The organism is Vibrio sp. 10N.247.311.51 (assembly GCF_041467855.1).
Taxonomy (GTDB): domain Bacteria; phylum Pseudomonadota; class Gammaproteobacteria; order Enterobacterales; family Vibrionaceae; genus Vibrio; species Vibrio coralliirubri.
The window spans coordinates 40,089-61,730 of the sequence record NZ_JBFSVK010000018.1; the positions used below are offsets into that span (position 1 = coordinate 40,089).

At 44.3% G+C, this 21,642-nt stretch carries 23 protein-coding genes; 15 read left to right on the forward strand and 8 right to left on the reverse strand.

From position 1 onward, the window contains the following. Positions 1–46 precede the first annotated feature (46 nt). Entirely contained in the window at positions 47–934 is an 888-nt protein-coding gene (locus AB6E85_RS16230) for a LysR family transcriptional regulator (protein ID WP_372143231.1), read from the forward strand. Positions 935–1,073: 139 nt separating this feature from the next. Here the strand turns inward: AB6E85_RS16230 and arsB are convergent, their stop codons facing one another. Both arsB and AB6E85_RS16240 read right to left on the reverse strand, forming a co-directional pair. Then, on the reverse strand, positions 1,074–2,129 hold the full coding sequence (gene arsB, locus AB6E85_RS16235; protein WP_372143232.1) for an ACR3 family arsenite efflux transporter: 1,056 nt from the start codon (positions 2,127–2,129) through the stop codon (positions 1,074–1,076). A 109-nt stretch (positions 2,130–2,238) separates the two neighbouring features. Next, a complete protein-coding gene (locus tag AB6E85_RS16240) occupies positions 2,239–2,580 on the reverse strand; it encodes a helix-turn-helix transcriptional regulator (RefSeq protein WP_048610478.1) in 342 nt (113 codons plus the stop codon). 322 nt (positions 2,581–2,902) lie between these two features. On the opposite strand from AB6E85_RS16240, the gene AB6E85_RS16245 reads away from it, so the two are divergent. From AB6E85_RS16245 to AB6E85_RS16255, 3 genes are all read left to right on the forward strand, one after another. Then, positions 2,903–3,700: a Cof-type HAD-IIB family hydrolase gene (locus AB6E85_RS16245; RefSeq protein ID WP_372143233.1), complete on the forward strand. Its 798-nt coding sequence runs from the start codon at positions 2,903–2,905 to the stop codon at positions 3,698–3,700. A 180-nt stretch (positions 3,701–3,880) separates the two neighbouring features. Further along, positions 3,881–4,528 carry a DsbA family oxidoreductase gene (locus AB6E85_RS16250; protein WP_372143234.1) on the forward strand — a complete coding sequence of 216 codons (648 nt, stop codon included), beginning with the start codon at positions 3,881–3,883 and terminating at the stop codon, positions 4,526–4,528. A 34-nt stretch (positions 4,529–4,562) separates the two neighbouring features. Then, on the forward strand, positions 4,563–5,771 hold the full coding sequence (locus tag AB6E85_RS16255) for a winged helix-turn-helix domain-containing protein (RefSeq protein WP_372143235.1): 1,209 nt from the start codon (positions 4,563–4,565) through the stop codon (positions 5,769–5,771). A gap of 28 nt (positions 5,772–5,799) precedes the next feature. On the opposite strand, the gene AB6E85_RS16260 is transcribed toward AB6E85_RS16255, so the two are convergent. Beyond that, a complete protein-coding gene (locus tag AB6E85_RS16260; RefSeq protein WP_372143236.1) occupies positions 5,800–6,657 on the reverse strand; it encodes a LysR substrate-binding domain-containing protein in 858 nt (285 codons plus the stop codon). Positions 6,658–6,763: 106 nt separating this feature from the next. Here AB6E85_RS16260 and AB6E85_RS16265 point away from each other — a divergent pair, with 106 nt between their 5' ends. From AB6E85_RS16265 to AB6E85_RS16280, 4 genes are all read left to right on the forward strand, one after another. Further along, on the forward strand, positions 6,764–7,087 hold the full coding sequence (locus AB6E85_RS16265) for a putative quinol monooxygenase (RefSeq protein WP_372143237.1): 324 nt from the start codon (positions 6,764–6,766) through the stop codon (positions 7,085–7,087). Between the two features lie 3 nt (positions 7,088–7,090). Beyond that, positions 7,091–8,065: a Gfo/Idh/MocA family protein gene (locus tag AB6E85_RS16270; protein ID WP_372143238.1), complete on the forward strand. Its 975-nt coding sequence runs from the start codon at positions 7,091–7,093 to the stop codon at positions 8,063–8,065. 198 nt (positions 8,066–8,263) lie between these two features. Continuing rightward, complete coding sequence (locus AB6E85_RS16275; RefSeq protein ID WP_050632777.1) at positions 8,264–8,602, forward strand: hypothetical protein; 339 nt, start codon at positions 8,264–8,266, stop codon at positions 8,600–8,602. A gap of 53 nt (positions 8,603–8,655) precedes the next feature. Next, positions 8,656–8,958: a hypothetical protein gene (locus tag AB6E85_RS16280; protein ID WP_372143239.1), complete on the forward strand. Its 303-nt coding sequence runs from the start codon at positions 8,656–8,658 to the stop codon at positions 8,956–8,958. Between the two features lie 169 nt (positions 8,959–9,127). Here AB6E85_RS16280 and AB6E85_RS16285 read toward each other — a convergent pair whose 3' ends face one another. Next, positions 9,128–10,027 (reverse strand): GyrI-like domain-containing protein, encoded by a 900-nt coding sequence (locus AB6E85_RS16285; RefSeq protein ID WP_048609870.1) that lies wholly within the window; start codon positions 10,025–10,027, stop codon positions 9,128–9,130. Positions 10,028–10,483: 456 nt separating this feature from the next. Between AB6E85_RS16285 and AB6E85_RS16290 the strand changes: the two genes are divergently transcribed. Next, positions 10,484–12,715: a hypothetical protein gene (locus tag AB6E85_RS16290; protein ID WP_372143240.1), complete on the forward strand. Its 2,232-nt coding sequence runs from the start codon at positions 10,484–10,486 to the stop codon at positions 12,713–12,715. 43 nt (positions 12,716–12,758) lie between these two features. Here AB6E85_RS16290 and AB6E85_RS16295 read toward each other — a convergent pair whose 3' ends face one another. The 4 genes from AB6E85_RS16295 to ulaR form a co-directional block, all read right to left on the reverse strand. Further along, complete coding sequence (locus AB6E85_RS16295; protein WP_059017617.1) at positions 12,759–13,220, reverse strand: hypothetical protein; 462 nt, start codon at positions 13,218–13,220, stop codon at positions 12,759–12,761. Positions 13,221–13,424: 204 nt separating this feature from the next. Then, positions 13,425–13,667: a hypothetical protein gene (locus AB6E85_RS16300; RefSeq protein ID WP_017064006.1), complete on the reverse strand. Its 243-nt coding sequence runs from the start codon at positions 13,665–13,667 to the stop codon at positions 13,425–13,427. A gap of 68 nt (positions 13,668–13,735) precedes the next feature. Then, entirely contained in the window at positions 13,736–14,803 is a 1,068-nt protein-coding gene (ulaG, locus tag AB6E85_RS16305) for an L-ascorbate 6-phosphate lactonase (protein ID WP_048609867.1), read from the reverse strand. Positions 14,804–14,923: 120 nt separating this feature from the next. Continuing rightward, complete coding sequence (gene ulaR, locus AB6E85_RS16310) at positions 14,924–15,679, reverse strand: HTH-type transcriptional regulator UlaR (RefSeq protein ID WP_017064005.1); 756 nt, start codon at positions 15,677–15,679, stop codon at positions 14,924–14,926. Between the two features lie 339 nt (positions 15,680–16,018). Between ulaR and AB6E85_RS16315 the strand changes: the two genes are divergently transcribed. From AB6E85_RS16315 to AB6E85_RS16340, 6 genes are all read left to right on the forward strand, one after another. Beyond that, complete coding sequence (locus AB6E85_RS16315) at positions 16,019–17,857, forward strand: PTS ascorbate-specific subunit IIBC (RefSeq protein WP_372143241.1); 1,839 nt, start codon at positions 16,019–16,021, stop codon at positions 17,855–17,857. Positions 17,858–17,923: 66 nt separating this feature from the next. Then, positions 17,924–18,391: a PTS sugar transporter subunit IIA gene (locus tag AB6E85_RS16320; RefSeq protein WP_017064004.1), complete on the forward strand. Its 468-nt coding sequence runs from the start codon at positions 17,924–17,926 to the stop codon at positions 18,389–18,391. Between the two features lie 9 nt (positions 18,392–18,400). Next, positions 18,401–19,099, forward strand: coding sequence for an L-ribulose-5-phosphate 4-epimerase (locus AB6E85_RS16325; RefSeq protein ID WP_048609864.1), 699 nt, complete (start codon positions 18,401–18,403; stop codon positions 19,097–19,099). Between the two features lie 98 nt (positions 19,100–19,197). After that, positions 19,198–20,019 (forward strand): pyridoxal phosphatase, encoded by an 822-nt coding sequence (locus AB6E85_RS16330; protein WP_372143242.1) that lies wholly within the window; start codon positions 19,198–19,200, stop codon positions 20,017–20,019. Between the two features lie 4 nt (positions 20,020–20,023). Beyond that, entirely contained in the window at positions 20,024–20,671 is a 648-nt protein-coding gene (locus AB6E85_RS16335) for a 3-keto-L-gulonate-6-phosphate decarboxylase UlaD (RefSeq protein WP_009845897.1), read from the forward strand. 8 nt (positions 20,672–20,679) lie between these two features. Next, on the forward strand, positions 20,680–21,561 hold the full coding sequence (locus AB6E85_RS16340) for an L-ribulose-5-phosphate 3-epimerase (protein ID WP_372143243.1): 882 nt from the start codon (positions 20,680–20,682) through the stop codon (positions 21,559–21,561). Positions 21,562–21,642 lie beyond the last annotated feature (81 nt).

Genomic DNA, 21,642 nt, shown 5'->3' on the forward strand with positions numbered 1-21,642 from the left:
ATAGTTAGTATCACATATGGTGATAGTAAGTTTTGGGAGAAACCGAATGTACAACATTGAACAACTGAAAATGTTTGTGTATGCCGTTGAATTAGGGTCATTTTCTGCCAGTGCTCGTCATTTGGGTAAGGTGCAGTCGGCGGTGAGCCAAGGCATCAGTAATCTTGAAATAGATTTTAATGTTGAGCTTTTTGATCGTTCGACTCGAAAGCCTTCATTAACCAAAGCGGGCGAGCAGTTATTTAAACAGGTGAAAGCAATCGTGCTGCAGGTTGAAGATCTGAATGTGACGGTTAGTGCGATGGGTAGCGGTGAAGAGGGGCTCATCAAAATTGCATTAGATGATTCACTATTGGTCCCGAACCTATCTAAGATCCTTAGTCAGTTCAGTAAACAATTCCCTGCGACGGAAGTCGAACTGGTTGCGTGTACCACGACAGAGGTCAATCCGTTGATTATCGAAGAGAGAGCCGACATTGGATTGATGTTTACCAATTTGGCTTTTGATGTCGGTTCTGAGCCATGCTTTATCGGCCACCTACCGTTTATTGCTGTGTGTCATCCAAGTCATTCACTCGCAAAAACAGGTGTCGCGAAACTCTCTGATTTACTCCCGCATCGTCAACTCATGTTGAGGGGAGACAAAGGTAAGGTGATGGATCAGTTTCCACTGATTGCCGGAAAGGTATGGTGGTCAAACAGCTTTATTGTTATCAAAGAGATGGTGCTCGGCAGCGATATTGGCTGGGCATATTTACCCAAGCACCTTGTCGAAGAGGAACTGAATAAACAGCGTTTAGTGGAGATTAATGTCTCATTTGATCACAAAACATGGTCGCCGCCCGTTGATCTTGTTCTGTCTAAAACACGCTCTAAAGGCCCTGCGTTACTTTGGCTTGAACAAGCTTTGAAAGGCTTATTAGACGAAACGTAAAAAACTGGACGAAACTTAAATTGGATCAAACTGAATAAAGAAAAGGCTCACCGTTTAACGTGTGAGCCTTTCTGTTTGATGTAATGCTGCTTTTTGTTAGCTCTAGATGTAGATGTAGATGTAGATGTAGATGTAGATGCTAGATGCTAGATTTAACCGTCTGACCGTTGTAGTACTTGTCTTTCATCTTAAGCGCCACGTTCACTAGGTAAATCAATACTGGTACTTCAATCAGTGGACCGATAACACCTGCAAACGCTTGGTCTGAGTTAATACCGAATACTGAGATAGCCACGGCAATCGCTAGCTCGAAGTTGTTACCTGTTGCTGTAAATGCAATTGATGCGTTCTTGTCGTATTCAATACCCATCTTCTTACCAATGAAGAAACTGATGAAGAACATCGCGGTGAAGTAGATAGTCAGTGGAACAGCAATCAACAATACGTCCATTGGCAGTTCAACAATCATCTCGCCTTTTAGGCTGAACATCAGAACGATAGTCGCCAATAGGGCAATCAGTGTGATTGGAGAGATACGTGGAATAAACACATCGTTGTACCACTGCTCGCCTTTCATCGACACAAGGATCTTACGGCTTAGGAAGCCCGCTAGGAATGGGATACCTAGGTAGATAAGTACACTGTGTGCAATGTCGATCATCGAGATATCAACCAACATGCCTTCATAACCAAATACTGGTGGAAGAACGCTGATGAAAAACCACGCCATAAAGCTGTAGCTCACCACTTGGAATGCACTGTTTAGAGCAACCAATGCCGCGCCGTACTCTTTGTTACCGCCGCCGATGTCGTTCCAAACCAGCACCATCGCCACACAACGAGCTAGACCAATCAGAATCACGCCGACCATGTAACCTGGGTGGTCACCCAAGAAAGTCAGTGCCAATACAAACATCAGAATTGGGCCAACAAGCCAGTTCATGATCAAAGATAGTTTGATCGCTTTCTTATCTTTTACCACGGTGCCGAGCAGGTTGTAGTTAACCTTAGCCAAAGGTGGGTACATCATTAAGATAAGGCCAATCGCAAGCGGAATGTTGGTGGTACCAACAGACATAGATTCGTTCCACTGTTCGATCTGTGGGAATAGGGTGCCAAGCAATACACCAAGACCCATGGCAATGAAGATCCACAGTGTTAAGTAGCGATCTAGAAAACCTAACTTTGGTTTCATGATAATCTCTCTTTGTTGATATCGTAAATCGTCGAAAAACGATTGATTGTGGCAAAAAAACACGCTTAAAAGTAAAGGCCACTAAAGCCGATCATTCAAGCGTGAACTTCTATTTTAAAATGCTGTTAAATACCGATTCGAAGCGTTGAATATTGTCGCGGTCGATGCGGTAACACATCTTCGGCGGAATCGACTCAGCCGTAATAAAACCTGAGGCTTTCAATATTCTTAAGTGCTCTGATACCGTTGATTGAGCTAAACCCAATTCACTCACGAGATCACTGTTCAAGCAGCCGCCCGATTTTTCTAAAGCGGACAAGATACTAAGTATGCGAATTCTCGCTGGATGAGCGAGTGCTTTTGCTAACGCAGCCATCTCTTTTTCTGCTTCAGCATTACTCGGCGGAAGAGGTAGAGAACAGCTATCTGTTGCTTGGCATGTTGCAGTCATACTTAGTGGGCTCACTTACTACTAATCGTTAAAAGACGATTGATAGTAAGCCTATTTCTTTTATTGGTCAACGCGAAATTTAAAAGTCGGCTTAAACTGGCATATTAAATCAGTCGTTATAATTAAGCTGATACTCGCTTTCTTATTTGTTTTCATCCCCTTATTGCGCATAAACAAGATCTTAGAATTAAACAAAGAAATCGGCCGAAAAGCATTGCATTCACTGGCTACTCTAGCGATATAATCGAACGTAGAACCGTTACACAAGATAACGAATAATCATAATTTACACTTTAATTTTTACTTATAGGTAAGCCCTGAAATGCCCCAACAGAACATCAAATTTATCGCTGCTGATATGGACGGCACTCTGCTTAATGAACACGGAAAGTTAGACCCAGAATTTTTCAATTTTTATGAGCGCTTAGAAGCTCAAGACATTATTTTTGCTGCGGCATCGGGTCGTCAGTATTACAGCTTGATGGAAACCTTTGCTCCACTTAAAGATCGCATGATGTTCGTTGCTGAAAATGGCACATTAGTGATGCACAAAGGCCAAGAGCTTTACAGCTGCTTACTTGATACCGATGCCATCAAAGAGATCATTAAAGAAGCTCGAGCAATTGAAGGCGCGCATGTGGTGCTATGTGGTAAGAAATCGGCATACATTGAAACCAAAGATCAGCGTGCTCTAGCGGAGATCTCTAAGTACTACCATCGCCGTGAGCAAGTAGAAGATTTACTGGCGGTAGAAGACGATTTCATCAAGGTGGCTATCTGTCACTTCGACGGTTCACAAGAGAAAGTGAACCCAACTATTGATGCCAAATTCGGTGAGAACTACCAAGTGGTTGTGAGTGCGAAAATTTGGTTGGATGTGATGAACGCACAGGCATCAAAAGGTGCGGCGATTAAACACCTACAAAACACACTCGGCTTCACTTACGAGCAGACCATGAGTTTTGGTGACTACCTGAATGACTTGGAAATGCTTAAAGAGAGCTACCACTCTTACGCGATGGAAAATGCACATCCAAAGCTGAAAGAGATCGCTCGTTTTGGCGCGCCAAGTAACGTTGATGCAGGTGTATTCCAAGTGCTTGAGAAACTGCTAGCGTAACGTTGTTCAGCTCAATCCGATTTTTATCAAAGCCAACTCGGTAATAGGAGTTGGCTTTTTTGTTGGCTACTGGTTTATCGAGTTAAATTTGAACGAGTGTTCAGCTTGTTGTAGTCTAATCAGAAAGATGGGTATTCACTTTGCATTGGATACGCCTTAGCAACGATATTTGGAATGATTATGAGCAAGAAACTTCAACTTGATATTATTTCTGACGTGATGTGCCCTTGGTGCGTGGTCGGCTACAAAAATCTAGAACAAGCCGTTGCGGAACTTGGTTTAGAAGACCAGATTGAACTTGAATGGCAGCCGTTTGAGCTTAACCCTGATATGCCGCAAGAGGGCGAAAACCTGCGTGATCATATCATGAGAAAATACGGTTCTAGCGTAGAAGAGAGCCAACGTTCACGTGAACAGCTTGCGGCTCGTGGCAAAGCGGTTGGTTTCGATTTCAATTTCTATGACAGCATGAGAATGGTCAATTCACGCCATCTCCATGTGCTTCTCGATTTTGCACTAGCGCACGGTAAACAGACTGAGTTAAAGCTACGCTTTTTTACTGCTCACTTCACAGAGCAGAAAGACCTGTCTGACCTTGAAGTCATGGCACAAGAACTTGAAGCGGTTGGGCTAAACTCAACGAAGGCACTGAAGCGTCTAAAGAACACCGACAACTTGAAGCAAATTGAAGCGCAAGAGTTTGAATGGCAACGCATGGGGATCTCTGCGGTTCCTACTGTGGTGTTCAATCGTAAGAGTGCTGTGACAGGCGCGCAGACGGTAGAAACCTACAAGCAGATTCTTCAAGAGATTATTGCGGAATCATAAACGGATCATTGGTATCAATTAGAGTCTGAATTACATGGAATCATTGTCACTCGCTCAAGCGCAAAAGATTGTACTGCTTTCGCAAAAACTGCCACCTAAGAAGCTGCCACCTAAAAAGCAACGCAATGGAGGCACTTTGGCGAACACGCTGTCTGCGATTGAAAACCTTGGCTATGTGCAAATTGATACCATTTCCGTGATTCAGCGAGCCCACCATCATACGCTGTGGAATCGCAATCAAGGCTACCAATTGAACCATCTTGATAAGCTGCTAGAGCGTCGAGAGGTATTTGAGTATTGGTCGCATGCCGCCGCGTATTTACCCATGCGTGACTTCCGATTCAGCCTACACCGCAAGAATGGCTTTGCGAGCGGTAAGCTCAAGCATTGGTATAAAAAAGACGATGCCCTCATGGCGCATGTTCTCAAACGTATTGAGAGCGAAGGACCATTGATGGCGAAAGACTTTGAAGGGGATAGACCAAACCCTGGGGGATGGGGCGGTAAACCTGCCAAACAGGCGCTAGAGACTTTGTTTATGCAAGGTGACTTAATGGTGCCGAGCCGAGTGAACTTTCATAAGGTGTATGACCTAACCGAGCGAGTTTTACCGAGTGGCATTGATACCTCTGAACCAACGGAACAAGAGTATATCGAGCATCTGATCACGCGTTATTTAGAAGCGAACGGTGTAGGAATTGCCTCGGAAATGAGCTATCTCCTTAAGAACACCAAACCACTGATACAGAAGACACTCCAACAGATGCTTGAAGACAAGCAAGTCGTGAAAGTGGATATTCAAGGTTCAGATTACTACGTGTTGCCCGATGCGTTTGAGCTTCTGAATCAGCCTCTTTCTCGAACTAAGTTAAAGATACTGTCTCCGTTTGATAACCTGTTGATTCAACGTAAGCGAATGCAATCACTGTTCAATTTTGATTACCTTCTCGAGTGTTATGTTCCTGAGGCCAAGCGCCAGTTTGGTTACTTTAGTTTGCCGATTCTATGGCAAGGTAAGTTGGTGGCGCGAATGGATTGCAAGGTCGATAGAAAGAATCGCTTACTCAATATTCGTAATTTGGTTGTTGAAGACAGAGTTAAAACTCATGAGTCATTGATTGACGCTTTATGCGAAGAACTAAAGCACTTCATGGTGTTTAACCAATGTGAAGAGATGATCGTCCATAACGCCACACCTTCTGATCTTGGTAAACGCTTGATGAGCCATTGGCAAACAGTCTAGCGGTCTTTGTTGTTTAGAAAGCGCTTAGCTACTCAGAAAGAGCGGCTAACAAAAACTCGACAAAGGTTCGGTTCTTCAAGGACAGTTGCTTGGTTTTGTAGAGCAAGTGAATCGGCTTTGGTAACGGCGCCATGCCGGGTAGGATTTCCAATAGCGCGCCACGTTTAATCTCTTCTGCGACCAAGATAGTCGGTTGCAAGAACACGCCTACGCCCTGTAGAGCGGCATATCGCAACACATCCCCATTGTTCGACATCAAGCGCACACGTTCTTTATTCGGTGTGGCGTGAGGGGCTTGGCTGCTGTAACTGAACCCGAGCGATGGATGCTGCGCCAAGTCTTCTAATACTTTGATCTCAGCATGTTGGTTAAGGTAATCGGGTGCGGCGCAATAACACATCTCATAATCCCCCAAATACCTTGCGACCAAGCTTGAATCGGATAGGTCACCAATTCGCACAATCAGGTCAATGTCGGATGAATAAGGGTCAACAAGATCATTATTCAACATCAACTCAACGTTAATGGTTGGGTGTTGTGCAAGGAATTTGGCTACGATAGGGGCAAGTACCTTGTTTCCGTAGGTGACAGGGCAGTTAATTTTTACCGTGCCTTGTGGTTGGTTTTCCAAGGTTTGAATCAGGTTTTCAGCATTGCTGATGTCTTCGAGAATTCGCTTACACTCACGATAGTAAAGCTGTCCTGAATCGGTTAACGATTGCTTACGTGTGGTGCGGTGGATCAGCTGAGAATTCAAACTGGTTTCTAAGGAATGGACATGTTTACTGATCATGGTCGCCGACAGGTTGAAGTGGTTTGCGGCGCTACGAAAGCTGCCTTGTTCCACCACGTAGACGAAGACTTTCATGCTGGTTAACTTATCCATTGGACACTCTTGGTTGATAAACAATAAACAAAAGGTGAGTTTATCAATTATTAGGGGTTAATTATATTAATGGCAAACCGATAATTAACTAAAATAAGAGCGTGAAATGCCTCAAATGAACGAAACGATCTTTGTTACAGCCGAACTTAAGATCAAAACCAACATAGAACGAGCTGTTGCGATCGAAGCTATCGAACAGTTTTGTTTAGACATGCAAAGCGAGCCAGGCTGCCTACAAGCAATTGCAACCTATGATCAAAGCCAAAGCGATCGTGTGATTTTGCTTGAGCATTACGCAAACCGTGAAGCGATTAATCAGCACTTTGTGATGCCTCATACCCAAGCGTTTATTGAGCGTGATATTACGGAATTAGTACAAGCATTTGAAACGCAACGTGGACCTATCAAAGCACAAGAGCAGGAGATCTAAGACATGAAATGGGGAATCCTAGGAACCAGCTTTATATCAGGTGTAATGGCGGATGCGATTAAAGGCGATGCTCAAAGCGAGCTGTATGCCGTTGCTGGTCGTACTGAAAAAACACTTAACGAGTTTGCTGCCCAATACCAACCAACACGAACCTTCAACAACTATGAAGCCTTGATTGAAGATGAGTCGGTCGACATTATCTACATTGCTCTACCAAACCATGTCCATCATGAGTATGTGATTAAAGCGGCTCAAAAAGGCAAAGCGATCTTGTGTGAAAAATCGTTATCGGTTGATATGGAAAAAACCGAGCAAGCTTTGCAAGCAGTGAAAGAAGCGGGTGTATTCTTTGCAGAAGGTTTGATGTATCTAAACCATCCACTTATCGCCAAGCTTCATCAAGAATTAGCAACCGGTGAGATTGGCGAAGTGCGCTCGATTCAAGGTTCTTACGTTGCGGCGATTGATCAGTTCGTGAATCCTGCAAGTAAAGGCGCGCTATACAACCTTGGCTGCTACCCAATGTCGCTGATTCACTCTGTCGCGCAGCAGCAATTTGGCGAGAGTGTGTTCGATGGTGTGCAGATATCAGCAATCGGTCGACGAGGCGAAGATGGCAATATCTGTGAATCGTCGGCGATGATGCGTTTCAATGACCGCTTTACCGCGCAAATCCATACTGCTGAAGACCACGGTTTAAAGCACGGCTTTACGATCCTCGGCAGTAAAGGCTGCATTACGCTAGATACTAATCCATGGCTACCGACCGAAGACAACACATTCACGGTAGAGATCTATGAGACGTCGACACGTGAAGTGAAAGTTGAAGCGCAAGGCGATGGCTTCCATTATCAAGTGCGCAATATCCGCCAAGCGGTTGAGCAAGGTAAGACACAGTTTGCTGCGCCAATGGCGAGCCACCAAGACTCTCGTGTGATCATGAAGTTACTGGCTGATTGGGAACAAGCGGCGAGCTAACATCGTCGTAAATTCTATATTCGCCTCATGTTTGATTGCCTCGTAAGCTATCAAACATGAGGCGTTTCCTCTATATCTTCTAGTCGACTCTCCCAATAAATACTTTGCATTTGAAACCGCCGCAGTGTCCAATATCAGGTAGTACGAAAATGACCAAAAAACCTTATTTTTTAAGGTGTTAAATAGGACCTTTACCGCATGCGTAAATCAGATAAGAAAATCGAAAATCAAATCAGAGACGTGTTAACTGACGTTTGTGAAGACACGCTGAAAGGCTTCGATGGTTTTTTGTGGGTGACTCACTCGGTCAACTTCTCCTCTTTTCCGCAAAGTTTGAAAATTGTCTGTGTATTCGATACCAATCAGGATAGAACGAACTTCTTAAATGGCGAAGGTCAACAGAGTGTCTCTGGGGCTATCCAACAAGCGTTCAATCAAGTTGGAATTCAACTGAAGAGTATCGATAAACACATCAGCTACGATACGCAAGAAAATTGCGACCGCGACCATCAAGGGAAGTGGAACAAGAGGCTATAGTGCTCTTGCTTCTTTAGAATCCCTCAACTGTGTCGTGATAAAAAGGTCGTGAAATGAATAAAGCTCAAATTTCGCTTAACAAGAACACACTGCTAGGTGTGTTCGAGCAATTTTTGATACTAACTCTGTGGCTGCTAGTAGGAAGTGTCGTTTGGTCTGTTTGGTTTATGTGGGGGATTAACGTTGTCCCCTTTGACGATCCTTACCTCTCTGATACTGAGTATCAACGTCTCATTAAGCAAGAAACTCAGCTGATCAATATCGGCTTATGGGTAGGTAAGCTCTATACCGCATGTGCGGTGATGTTTTTTACTGCACGCGTTAGGAAAGTGCTTCGAGCCTCAAGCGATGGATGAAATCCGTTTGGGTTATGACATTACTGGTATCTACTAGTATTTGTTCTCATTGATTGACTAAAAATCTACGAAACGAGATGTCGCTATCCATAAACTTAATTAATCAACAAAGCCGTTGGCAAGCGAACCGAAGAGAAGAAAGCCTACGCGAGGTAGGCTTTGATTGTCGTTATTTAATTGCGGTACAGAAGCTGACGTCTGAATGTTGAGTTTGCGGATCGTAGCTGTGGTAAAGCTCAAAACAAGGTCGATCGTCTGTTTCAATACCGGACTCAATGACGTTACTCATTAAATCATCCCAAGCTTTGGCATATTGGCCGATTTCGGTGATCGTTTGTCTCGTCACCGCATATTGCCCACCGGGAAAGTCCTTTAGCTCGATACCGCTGGGTACTTCGACATCCTCTGGAACCATTAAACAAATGTCTGTTCGGCACTTATCTGTCGGTGTGATTTCTGGGTTATCATGGTAAATGAACATGCAGGTGTTGCCTGATAATCCTTTCATTTCTGCCCACTGATAAAGACGGCCGCTAGGCTCTTCATACCCTTTTCCATAAGGGCCTGTTACTCGCACATACGCCAATTTTGATGATTCGAATTGTTGCGTTTTCATTGTCTTACTCCATGTTGAAAGTTCGGAGCCAGTATATGAATTACTCGTAACTGCATCGTTTCCATTCTTGCGCAACGTGTGTCCAATCTTGCTATTTCGAGTTAACTCACCGAAAGCTTGGTAGTCTTCACAATCACGAAATGCGCTAGGCGTAACGCCAAAGTGTTGCTTGAAGGATTTGGCAAAGTTTTGAGACGATGAGAAGCCGTAATCTAGTGCAATATTAATAATAGGTTGCTTGGTTTTGAAGAGATCGTTGGCTGCCGCTTCGAGTCTCAATCGTCTGATAAAATCAGCAAGCGTTTCGCCTTGAACGGCCTTAAAAGTACGATGAAAATGGTAGGGTGAAAAGTTAGCTAATGCCGCGACTTCGATCAAGTTGAGCGGATCGTTAAAGTGCTTCTCTAAATAGCGTATAACGGGAACAAGCCGCTTATGATAGTCAACGTACATCGCTTTATTTACCACTCTCTGTTGTCATCGTTCTTGTTTAGATGACCGAGACTAGCCTATCCAAATTGAGTTTCAACATTGTGGCGCTCAAACTGAGATTCGATACAGCAAATCCAAGTCCTATTCTGAGTTCTAGGCTCTGATAACTTCTCATCTTCCAAACCGTATTATTCTCATTTTGAGAAAATCTGAGCTGATTTCTCGTTAGCCGGAGATACTTGGTTTCCAAATAAAATTAAAATCACAAAAATTTATCTTTTCCTTAATGTCTTGATTTTGAATCGGCATTTGCTCGTTTTCTTTGTCATGGATGAAACAATACAGACGAGCACTTGAACAATAGAGCCATGTAGTCGATACTTTTTTCGTATTTTGATTCCTAAATTGACACGCAAGTTGGCTGACTTTTCGTCTTGTGATTTAAGGCATGACAGTATCGATTAGGAAATTTGATTCATGAAAACCTACATTTCTGGGCTGCTCGCACTCATACCGTCATGTTTAATCGCTGGCTACGCTTTTGCTGTTGGTACAGCAGTTGTGCTGCCAGGGCAACATGAAGCGGGTGTCGATCTTTCGGGCTCCCCACTATCTGCGAATGCCGTCATTGATTGGGAAATTTCCAACAGTGATATTGTGTTCGGAGCTTATGCCGACAAAGCCGACAATGAGCGGGCCACGACAATTGGTTATATGTACAACCAAGTCATGGCGATGAACTCGGGTTGGTTGGAGAACGATCTCCGTAACCAAGCTGAGTTAGAAGGCCTCAATTTCGAAGACTATTTCCTGCACTTTTCTGAAGATACTGTCATTGCCGAGGTTGATAAAACTCACGGCGAAAAGACTCTTTTAAACCGAAAACCAATGATCTTGGGCTATACAGCCAGTGAAGACCATGCTGGCTTTTGGCTGTATCAAGAGCCTCCGTGGGATGCCGATGTGTTTGAGAATTTCGAACAGGGTGGGGCTTTGTATGTCTATCATGCTGAGCAGTTCGAACGGCTGACCTTTAAGTTCTCACAGTTTGCTGGCAGCGGCGAATTTTGGATTGAATACCCAACGGCTATTGATTCTCACGGAAGGGTATCACAGTGGGAAAGGCTCGATGTAAAGAAAGACAAAACGCTCAATATGACCAAAAACCAATCGGTGATCTGGAACCTTCCGGATAACTGGGTAAGAGCCACAACTCATGATGGGAGCGGTGCGAGCTATGGTGGCGGCCAGTATTTTGGTTCCACCTTTTTGAGAGATGGTGGGCGCTTATACGTTGTGAGAGTTCGTTGGCAAAGTGAGAACGCCGACGACAGGCCGCGTTTAAAAGAAGTAAAACTGAAAAACAGTTTTCCAAGCGTCAAATTAACCGACGCTCTGACTACAACGCCGGACGGCAATGCTATCAGCCAATGGCGAAAAATCCGCGGCTTTGATGTGTCTGCAGACCTAGATGGCGATAACTACCTGTCGCCAAGCGAGTATCGAAATCGAACCAATAAGAACGCAACAGCGCGTTTTCGTTGGGAATCAAGAGTGGTGCCATTTGGTCGAATGTGGAGCGCTAACTCATCTTGGTCGCTAACGAACGTCGCAAACGCGGATTATCTATCTGCTATTCATCGCTACTACAAGCAAAGCTGGGCAAGCCAAGGTTTGAATGGTGCGTATAACGACGACACAAATAAACTTATTGGTTCGAACCAGTTCTATGTTCATTCTGGCGGGCATGTTCAAGAGTTAGGAGCAGTTGCGGGTTCGAATCAAGCGGATGATCTCTATAAACAACAATTTTCAGCGTTTCTGAAAAATCTATCTGCTTTAGAAAGTGATGCGTCGATTGGGTTGAATATCGGAACCGCGAACTTACTGGGTCGAAATGGACAGTCTCATCTTAGCGAGGCGGGAACTCTATATTTACGCGAGCACTACATTTTTCCGTCTACTGGGTTTAGTGGTTACTCGGGGATCTCTAAATTCTGGGATAATTCTGCGCTCGCCTACAATGGACAAAGTGTTATTTTTCAGGCGACAACGCGTTATGGGCGAGTTCAGTATCTTGGAAATAGTGAAGAAAATTGGAAGCAAGACCAATACTCGACCCTAGCGATCTACCACCTCAATCGACATGCTCAATATAGCTATTTCAATCAGTGGAACAATGGTTACGTCTATGGAAGTGGCAATACGACGGCTGACACTTTCTGGCAAAGTGGTGTCCCTAAAACCATCGCCTACCAACCAAGTTCGTTATTGGCCGTTGATTTGGGAGAGCCGAGTCTTCAAATCCCACAAGGCTTTGCGCCGATTCCTTTGATGCTTTCGACAACGACACCTCAGCCCGCTGACTACACCATCGTTGGCGATTCCTCGATGAACGAAATGGTGCATGCTGATCTGCCCAATGGTATCACTCACGTTCTACCGACGTTCACGTACTTTATGTATCAATCTGAAAATCAGGTGGTTGCTGGTGGCTCTGGGGACATGGTGTTAGCGAGAGAGTTCAGCAATGGTCGTGTGTTGTATCGCACGGATTTCCACGGTAAGAATCCGAGCTTTTATGACGCGGCAAAACTCACCATTGCGCTGGATGTCCCAATGAAACCTGTTGATGCTAACGGTAACGTTGGTGACTATGTGAGTGAAATCGAAATTGGCGGTTATGAAGGGCTGTTCTTACTTTATTAGAACCAATGCGAGTGAGTGCTCTCGAACCAGAGCAGACTAGAGCTTAGGTTCGGGATATCAGCTTATTCTTTTTACACTGCTTAAACTCTTTGGCGATCCACGATTGCTCGTTTAAACCATTGTCGATTAGAGCAAAAAGGTAGCCATCGACTTTGCTTGAAGCTGCTGGATATTCTTGAAAAGCGTGCTTAGGGTAGCCGGGGTAATCTGTCTCGTATTGAGCGTCTAACCGCTTACCGAGTTGACGCCATTTTACGAATAACTCCGAAGAAGACGTCTCAACCTTATATTGCCCCAAAATACGCTGGTGATGAGTTAACGCCACTTTAGCGCAGTGGTTGGTCTGTACGACTTTTTGTATCAACTCAACTTGTTCTTCACTCATGGTTTTCGCCAGTACATTCTCTTGTTCGATACGCACCATTCGCTCACCAAACGTTTCAGCATGGGTGGGAAACACAAAAGTAAGCGGTAAAGCCAATACCAAAAGACGCTTGTAGAACATAACCAAACTCGTTAAAAGGATTCGCGGCTATTATGCCGCCCGCCGCCAATATTATTAATGAATATAAACGCTTAATTGTAAGAATTATTTTTATCGAGTAGATAAATAGATGATTTTGGAGTTGTGGCATTCAGGCTATGAATGTCTGGTTGTTTTTCGAAGCGACACCGATAACCGAATCAACCCAATATCTAACCATCTTGATTATAAATGTTGGATATCAATCGAGTGGTAGGAAAAACCGATTGCTTTAGCGGCGTTCAACAAAGCTTGTTGAGTCTTGAATACCCTGGGTTGCATTTTTCTGTCGGATTCAAGAAAGCTGTTTACTCCCCACTTATGACTTTTGACCATTAAGTAATAACCATTAGCTCCAGGGGACACGACACCAATTGCTGCTTTCAGGTCGCCACGACTGAAATGCTTTTTGAACTCACGTAATACCATATCAACATCCTTATTCGATGATAAAAAAAGGGAGCGCATTGCTCCCTAGTTAGTGCTTTTCTTAATGTTTACAAGAATGCGCGGTATGGCAGTTCTGGGTCATTTGTGAAGATGTCTGCAAAGCCACGGAAGTGCTGGTAGTGCATGCGGCCTTTATCTGTTGGGTATGTGTATTTACCACCAACTTGCCAGAAGAAAGGTGCGAAGCCGTATTGAAGACGTTCTTTCTTCATGTTCCACAGCATTTCGATTTCACGCGGGTCATTTTGGAAGTTAGCCCAAATGTCGTGGTGGAACGGAACAACTACTTCACAGTTCAAAGACTCAGCAGCACGAAGAATGTCTGAAGATGTCATTTTGTCTGTTACGCCACGTGGGTTCTCACCGTAAGAAAGCAGTGCAACGTCGATCTTGTGGTCATTCCCGTGTTTAGCGTAGTAGTTTGAGTAGTGAGAATCACCAGAGTGGTAAACTGAACCACCTGTTGTTTCTACTAGGTAGTTCACTGCACGGTCGTCCATTCCGTCTAGAATTTCTTTGTCTAGGGAAGATGTTCCTTCAGGAAGTGTCACTAGAGCAGTACGGTCGAATGCGTCAAGAACCTTGATGTTGACGTCTTTGATCTTAATTTCGTCGCCAACTTTCGCGATAACACAACGATCTTCTGGTACACCCCATTTCATCCATAGATCAACACATGCTTTAGGTCCGATGAATTTAACGTGCTCGCCACAGTTTTGAAGAACCGCTGCCGCAACGTTGATATCAATATGGTCGCCGTGATCGTGAGATGCCATCACTGCATCGATCTCTTTGATAGCGAAAGGGTCCAATGGGAAGATTGCAGTACGTAGGTTTGGTTGAAGTGCTTCTACACCACCCATACGCATCATTTGGTGCTGGTTTTTCATTTTTTGAACAGCTTGTGTTTTTTTACCAGTACCACACCAGAAGTCCATTGATAGGTTTGCACCCTCTTCTGATTTTAGCCAAATACCTGTACAGCCAAGCCACCACATAGAAAACGTACCTGGTTGAACAACCGTTTGTTCTATCTCTTCATTTAACCATGTGCCCCACTCAGGGAATGTATTTAGGATCCAAGACTCGCGAGTGATTTCGTTTACATTGCTCATGATAATACCTTTTATTTCAATAATTTGATTAATTTTGGATGTAGGGAGCCGAGCGCCTTAATTTGGATTAAGGCACTGAGCTAAATTTATTATTATTGGTGGGCTAGTTAGCCCTGCGATTTAAACTAGGATGACTTGCGTCCCTTGAGCTTCAATCAGTTTTACGACTTCGGGATTGGCGTCTTTACCGGTGATGACTATGTCTATTTGCTTGGTGCTGCAAAAGAGCATTCCGGTACGTTGTCCAACTTTTGAGCTATCGACCACGACGACAAGCTTATCGACCTGTTCGAGCATTTGTTGTTCGGCTACGGCCGTTAACATGTCGGCTTTGTACAGCCCGGCATCGGTTAAGCCTTTACCTGAGGTGAACATCCAGTTTCCCGCATAGCCGCCTAATGAATTAGGGGCAGGGTTTAGAAAGATGTTCTGCGCTTTGTTGTATTGACCACCAATGATGATGACATCGTCATGATCTTCGTTGATCAAGTAGCTTGCGAGTGGAAAGTAGTTCGTTACGATTTGAACGTCATCGCCACATAATTGCTGACCGAGTAGGAAAGCCGTCGAACCACAGTTGATCACGACTGTATCGCCAGCCTGACAAAGCCCTGCAGCTGCTTGAGCAATCTCTGATTTCTCTTCATAGAACTCAGTGCTGTTGATATTCAGTGGTGACCACTTTCTCTTCTGAGTTTCTACTCGTTCCGCACCATTTCGAATTTTTCTAAGTCGGCCAACTTCATCTAACTTAGCGATATCTCGCCTAGCAGTAGCAGGAGAAACGCTAAATTTATCAATAATATGAGAGACGTTGATTGTCTGCATATCTTCTAACAGCGACAAGATGCCGTTATGTCTTTGTACTTCATTCATATTTATCACTCTTTTTGTCGTTGTGACAATTTAATGATTACTTTTGATTTGTTTTGATTCTAATAATCACCATCATGATTGTCAAACCACATCGCTATAAAAACCAGACATTAATCACAATGTTTTATAAGTGATTGATTTTATTGTATTTATTGTTTTTACATGTGATCTAAAGCTCAATTAAGCACATTCTGGGTGTGGTTAATTGATATAAATCAAAGTAATCACAAGTGAGCATTGAATGATTACTTTTGATTGGTAAAGTCTAGTTCGTGAGCAAAACTAGAATCATCACATCCTACAAATCATTAAAATTAAAAATCAATCAGGGGTAAAGATATGGAATTCTTATATGATATTTTCTATATTTTTTACAGTCAGGTAATGACCAAAGCACCGTTGCTACTCGGTCTTGTTACTTGTCTCGGCTACATCCTTCTAAAACGTGACGCAACAACTGTTATCTCCGGCTCTATTAAAACCATCGTTGGTTTCATGATAGTGCAGGTAGGTGCAGGAACATTGGTAGCGGGTTTTAAACCGGTTATTGAAAAAATGAGTGAAATACATGGATTAACGGGATCGGTAATTGACCCGTACACCTCCATGATGTCCACCATGGAAACCATGGGCGACAATTACTCTTGGGTTGGGTATGCAGTATTACTGGCTCTTGGGCTAAACATTCTACTTGTTGCCTTCCGACGTATTACGGGTATCAGAACCATCATGCTGACTGGGCATATCATGTTCCAGCAAGCTGGCCTCATTGCTGTTTTCTACTTCGTGCTTGGTGCAGGTATGTGGGAAACCATTATTTATTCAGCAATATTGATGGCGTTGTACTGGGGTATCTCCTCAAACATCATGTTCAAGCCGACTCAAGAAGTGACTGGCGGTGCGGGTTTCTCAATTGGTCACCAGCAACAGTTTGCGTCATGGGTTGCGACCAAAGTTGCACCGAAACTTGGCGACAAGAATGACAGTGTTGACCACATCAAACTGCCTAAATGGTTACACATTTTCCACGACAGCATTGCAGCGACCACACTTGTAATGACTGCGTTCTTCGGCATCATCCTTCTTTCGTTTGGTCTTGATAACCTTCAAGACATGGCAGGTAAAACGCACTGGTTTATCTACATTTTTGAAACTGGTTTGAAATTCGCTGTTGCCATTCAAGTCATCGTTACTGGTGTTCGCATGTTCGTTGCGGAACTGTCCGAGGCATTTAACGGTATTTCTCAACGCCTTATTCCTAACGCTGTTTTAGCAATCGATTGTGCGGCTATTTACGCCTACTCTCCGAACGCAATGGTATTTGGTTTCATGTGGGGCGCAGTGGGTCAATTCACAGCTGTTCTTGCAATGCTAGCGTTTGACGCACCAATCATGATCATTCCTGGCTTTATCCCAATGTTCTTCTCGAACGCAACTATTGGTGTGTTTGCTAACCACTTTGGTGGTTGGAAAGCGGTGATGAAGATCTGTTTCGTGATGGGCATCATCGAAGTGGTTGGTTCGGCTTGGGCAATTCATATCTTTGCTCAATCTGGTACTGAGTTTAACGGCTGGATGGGTATGGCTGACTGGGCACTTGTGTTCCCGCCAATCATGCAAGGTATCTCTAGCTCTAGCATGTTCTTCTTTGTGATCTTGGCTCTGGCTGGTGTTTACATGTACTTCGCTTCTAAGCAACTACGAGCTGAAGAAGACGCAGAAGCTGCTGCTGAAACAATGACCGCAGTAACGCCTGAAGGTATTGAGGTTGAAGTTGCGGTACCACAACAATCGACAGCAACTGCTGATGCACCATCGGCTTCTACAACGGCAGCTTCTACAACATCAGAAAATCGAATCTCACCAGCCGCTGATCAGAAACCGGTTCGCGTCTTAGTGTGCTGTGGTTCTGGGCAAGGTTCTTCAATGATGTGCTCTAAGAAAATCAAAGAGTACTTGGACAAGAAAGGCATCCCAAGCTCGACCTTTAACAGCGCCATCACTGATTACAAATCACACCTTGGTTCATTCGACATCATCGTTACTTCGGTTGCTCTTGCAGCGAAGATCACGGGTCTGCCGGAAGGTAAGCAACAGTTAGCGGTTAAGAACATGATTATGGTGAAAACTTTCGGCGACGAACTTGTTTCCATCATCGAGAACAACTTCCATAAATAATTAAAAACGGCTCAGTGGTGTCGCACTGCTGAGCCAATAAAAACAATTATATAAGTGAGCAATAACATGAACTTAAAAGAATCTCTTATCAAGAATAACTCTATCCTACTGAACGCAAAAGCAGCCGACTGGAAAGCGGCGATCAAGCTTGGGACTGATGCATTGGTGAAAGCGGGTATTGCAGAAGAGCGTTACTACGACGCGATTACCAAAGCGATTGGCGAAGAAGGCCCATATATCTGTATTCACGATGCGTTCGCACTGCCGCATTGCCGCCCTGAAGACGGTGTTATTCGTACTGGGTTTGCGCTAACTGTACTTGAAACGCCAATCACTTTTGAAGGTGTTGATGAGCCTGTTGATGTGTTGATCACGCTAGCGGGTAAGGACTCAGAAGAGCACATCGAAGGAACGATGCAAGTCGCGAACTTGATTGAATTTGACGAAGACTTCTCAAAACTTCGTGCCTGCAAAAGCCCAGAAGAAGTCGCGCGTTTAATTGATGCTGCTTTGTTGCAAGCGGAAGCGGCTTAAGGAGTCGATATGTCTAAATATAGCCAATTGAAACAACGTGTCTTAGAAGCGAATTTGCAGCTTCCTAAATACGGTTTGGTGACATTCACTTGGGGTAATGTCTCTGAGTTTGACCGTGTTAACGGAGTGATAGCGATTAAACCATCAGGTGTCGAATACAGTGATATGACGGCTGAGGACATGGTGGTCGTCGATCTAGAAGGCAACATTGTTGAAGGGAAACTCAACCCTTCAAGTGATACTGCAACGCACTTAGAGCTCTACAAAGCGTTTCCTGAAGTGAGTGGCATTGTTCACACGCATTCACGCAGTGCCACAATTTGGGCACAAGCCGGTATCGACATTCCAGCCTTAGGCACCACTCACGCTGATTATTTCTACGGTGACATCCCATGTACACGTCGATTGTCTCACTCTGAGATTTCTGAAGAGTACGAGAAAAACACTGGCTTGGTGATCATTGAAGAGTTCAAGCAACGTCGAATCGATCCAATGGCCGTTCCAAGTGTGATTGTTGCAGGGCATGCGCCGTTCTCTTGGGGTAAAGATGCCAATGACGCGGTTCACAACGCGGTGGTATTAGAAGAAGTGTCGGCAATGGCGTTAGCAACGCGCACATTGAATAGCGGCATCAAAATTCAACCAGAACTATCCGACAAACACTACTTACGTAAGCATGGTGAAAATGCTTATTACGGCCAACAGTAAATCGGCTTTTCGTTTAAGTAAGCCGTTTAAGTCGTTTCTATTCGAAGTAGCTTCAATATTGATTAGGCCCGACTTCAGGGAATAAGTGAGAGGACTCTATGTATAAAGTGCTGGCGTTAGATCTCGATGGAACCGTGTTAAAGGATGATCACACGATTCATCCAGAAGTAAAAAAGGCTATTCAAGAAGCCAAACAAAGTTGTCACGTCGTGATTGTTACTGGCCGACACCACACAGCAGCACGACCTTACTATTACGAATTGGGGCTAGATACTCCAATCATCTGCTGTAACGGTACTTATGTTTATGACTATCAAACTGAAACGGTATTGACTCAAAACGCCATAGAGAAAGATAAGGCACTTACTTTCATTGATATGGCTGACGAGTTTCAGCTCAAGATGGTGATGTATATAACTCATGCCATGACGTACTCACAGTACAACCCATTTGCCTACATGTTGGCATTGGAAAGCTGGGCTGAAACGGCACCAGAGCAACATCGCCCTCAAATCTACCAAGTGGAATCATTCATAGAAACAGCTCAACAAGCTGAACACGTTTGGAAGTTTGTGGTGGAGGGGAGCCAAGATTCCGTCGACCGTTTAATGCAACACCCATGGATTGAAGAGAACTTCAACGGTGAGCGTTCTTGGTCAAACCGAATCGACTTTGCAGCGAAAGGTAACAGTAAGGGCCTGCGCCTTGCTGAATATGTCTCAGAACTTGGTTACCAACCGACAGACGTGATTGCCGTCGGTGATAACCACAATGATATTTCCATGCTTAAGTACGCCGGATTCGGTGTAGCGATGCTCAATGCTGATGACATCGTCAAGTCACACATTCAATGCGTGTGCTCAACAGATAACAACCATGATGGCTTAGCCCGTCTAATACGTGAACAAATTAAAGGATAACAACATGACTAAACCAATGATTCAGATCGCCCTAGACCAAACAAATCTTCCTGCTGCAATTGAAGTGGCAAACAACGTTGAAAGCTTTGTTGATGTGATTGAAGTGGGCACTATTTTGGCTTTTGCTGAAGGGATGACTGCGGTTTCTACCCTTCGTAAAAACCACCCAGACCATATCCTTGTGTGCGACATGAAAACCACCGATGGTGGCGCTATTTTGGCTCGAATGGCATTCGAAGCCGGTGCGGATTGGATAACCGTTTCTGCGGCTGCACACATCGCAACCATTGGTGCATGTAAGAAAGTCGCTGACGAATTTAACGGTGAAATTCAAATCGAAATCTATGGTAACTGGACCATGGATGACGCTCAATCTTGGGTTGACTTAGGTATTTCACAAGCGATTTACCACCGTTCTCGTGACGCTGAATTAGCTGGTGTGGGTTGGACTGAAGAAGATCTAGTGAAGATGCGTGCACTGTCTGAAATGGGCATTGAGCTTTCTATTACAGGCGGTATCGTGCCTGAAGACCTATACCTATTTGAAGGCATTAAAGCGAAAACTTTTATCGCAGGCCGCGCACTCGCGGGCGACAAAGGTAAAGAGACAGCAGAAGCGCTAAAAGCTCAGATCGATCGCTACTGGAACTAGGAGACGTTATGTATCAAAACTTGTTACGCCACCGTGTTGGGCTTTATGAGAAGGCTCTACCTAACGAACTCAGCTGGGAAGATAAACTTAAGCAAACCAAAGAACTCGGCTTTGATTTTCTTGAGATATCGGTAGACGAATCAGACGAGCGTCGCAGCCGATTAGATTGGAATGACGAAGAGGTTTATGCCTTGCGTCATCTTTGCGAAAAGCATGGTATCCCGCTGCAATCCATGTGTTTAAGCGCGCATCGTAAGTTCCCATTTGGTTCAGCAGATCCGGCGATTCGTGAACAAGCTGTCATCCATATGGAAAAAGCTATCTCACTCGCTTACAAGTTGGGTATTCGTACCATCCAATTGGCTGGGTATGACGTTTACTACGAGCCAGCCGATAAAGTGACTCACCAGAGGTTCATTGAAGGAATGAAGCTTTCTGCACAGTTGGCGGAAAGGTCGGGCGTAATGCTTGCTGTGGAGATCATGGATACCGATTACTTGAACTCTTTGAGCAAGTTTGAAGTATTGAGTCGTGAAGTCAATTCACCGTATTTCACGGCGTATCCAGATGTGGGTAATATCTCTGGCTGGAACTACGACATAGTGACGGAACTGAAGTTGAGTAAGCCTCATATCACTCAGATTCACCTCAAAGACACGTATAAAGTGACTGACGAATACAAAGGTCAATTCCGAGACCTAGTAATTGGTGATGGCGAAGTTGACTTCAATGCTATTTTTGAAACGTTGAAAGAGACTGAGTGCGTTGTACCACTCGTGATCGAGATGTGGGCTCAAGATGAACGCTGGAAAGAGAATATACTGACGGCACAAAAACGTTTGAATGAAGTTTGTGTTCAAACGGGTGTTCCGATGTTGTTTGACCACTAACTCTACCTAGAATGATTAACGGGTTTCTCTTTGCGTTCTCGATGCTCCTAACGAAAAGAGAAAATGCAGCATATTGCCCCC

What these genes read in the sequence shown, in the direction of transcription:
- AB6E85_RS16275 (WP_050632777.1), top strand. Translation starts at nt 8,264, where the DNA reads ATGCGTAAATCAGATAAGAAAATCGAAAATCAAATCAGAGACGTGTTA.
- AB6E85_RS16315 (WP_372143241.1), top strand. Translation starts at nt 16,019, where the DNA reads ATGGAATTCTTATATGATATTTTCTATATTTTTTACAGTCAGGTAATG.
- AB6E85_RS16230 (WP_372143231.1), top strand. Translation starts at nt 47, where the DNA reads ATGTACAACATTGAACAACTGAAAATGTTTGTGTATGCCGTTGAATTA.
- AB6E85_RS16320 (WP_017064004.1), top strand. Translation starts at nt 17,924, where the DNA reads ATGAACTTAAAAGAATCTCTTATCAAGAATAACTCTATCCTACTGAAC.
- AB6E85_RS16245 (WP_372143233.1), top strand. Translation starts at nt 2,903, where the DNA reads ATGCCCCAACAGAACATCAAATTTATCGCTGCTGATATGGACGGCACT.
- AB6E85_RS16340 (WP_372143243.1), top strand. Translation starts at nt 20,680, where the DNA reads ATGTATCAAAACTTGTTACGCCACCGTGTTGGGCTTTATGAGAAGGCT.
- AB6E85_RS16285 (WP_048609870.1), bottom strand. Translation starts at nt 10,027, where the DNA reads ATGTACGTTGACTATCATAAGCGGCTTGTTCCCGTTATACGCTATTTA.
- AB6E85_RS16280 (WP_372143239.1), top strand. Translation starts at nt 8,656, where the DNA reads ATGAATAAAGCTCAAATTTCGCTTAACAAGAACACACTGCTAGGTGTG.
- AB6E85_RS16270 (WP_372143238.1), top strand. Translation starts at nt 7,091, where the DNA reads ATGAAATGGGGAATCCTAGGAACCAGCTTTATATCAGGTGTAATGGCG.
- AB6E85_RS16290 (WP_372143240.1), top strand. Translation starts at nt 10,484, where the DNA reads ATGAAAACCTACATTTCTGGGCTGCTCGCACTCATACCGTCATGTTTA.
- ulaG (WP_048609867.1), bottom strand. Translation starts at nt 14,803, where the DNA reads ATGAGCAATGTAAACGAAATCACTCGCGAGTCTTGGATCCTAAATACA.
- AB6E85_RS16250 (WP_372143234.1), top strand. Translation starts at nt 3,881, where the DNA reads ATGAGCAAGAAACTTCAACTTGATATTATTTCTGACGTGATGTGCCCT.
- AB6E85_RS16255 (WP_372143235.1), top strand. Translation starts at nt 4,563, where the DNA reads ATGGAATCATTGTCACTCGCTCAAGCGCAAAAGATTGTACTGCTTTCG.
- AB6E85_RS16295 (WP_059017617.1), bottom strand. Translation starts at nt 13,220, where the DNA reads ATGTTCTACAAGCGTCTTTTGGTATTGGCTTTACCGCTTACTTTTGTG.
- arsB (WP_372143232.1), bottom strand. Translation starts at nt 2,129, where the DNA reads ATGAAACCAAAGTTAGGTTTTCTAGATCGCTACTTAACACTGTGGATC.
- AB6E85_RS16300 (WP_017064006.1), bottom strand. Translation starts at nt 13,667, where the DNA reads ATGGTATTACGTGAGTTCAAAAAGCATTTCAGTCGTGGCGACCTGAAA.
- AB6E85_RS16265 (WP_372143237.1), top strand. Translation starts at nt 6,764, where the DNA reads ATGCCTCAAATGAACGAAACGATCTTTGTTACAGCCGAACTTAAGATC.
- AB6E85_RS16325 (WP_048609864.1), top strand. Translation starts at nt 18,401, where the DNA reads ATGTCTAAATATAGCCAATTGAAACAACGTGTCTTAGAAGCGAATTTG.
- ulaR (WP_017064005.1), bottom strand. Translation starts at nt 15,679, where the DNA reads ATGAATGAAGTACAAAGACATAACGGCATCTTGTCGCTGTTAGAAGAT.
- AB6E85_RS16240 (WP_048610478.1), bottom strand. Translation starts at nt 2,580, where the DNA reads ATGACTGCAACATGCCAAGCAACAGATAGCTGTTCTCTACCTCTTCCG.
- AB6E85_RS16260 (WP_372143236.1), bottom strand. Translation starts at nt 6,657, where the DNA reads ATGGATAAGTTAACCAGCATGAAAGTCTTCGTCTACGTGGTGGAACAA.
- AB6E85_RS16335 (WP_009845897.1), top strand. Translation starts at nt 20,024, where the DNA reads ATGACTAAACCAATGATTCAGATCGCCCTAGACCAAACAAATCTTCCT.
- AB6E85_RS16330 (WP_372143242.1), top strand. Translation starts at nt 19,198, where the DNA reads ATGTATAAAGTGCTGGCGTTAGATCTCGATGGAACCGTGTTAAAGGAT.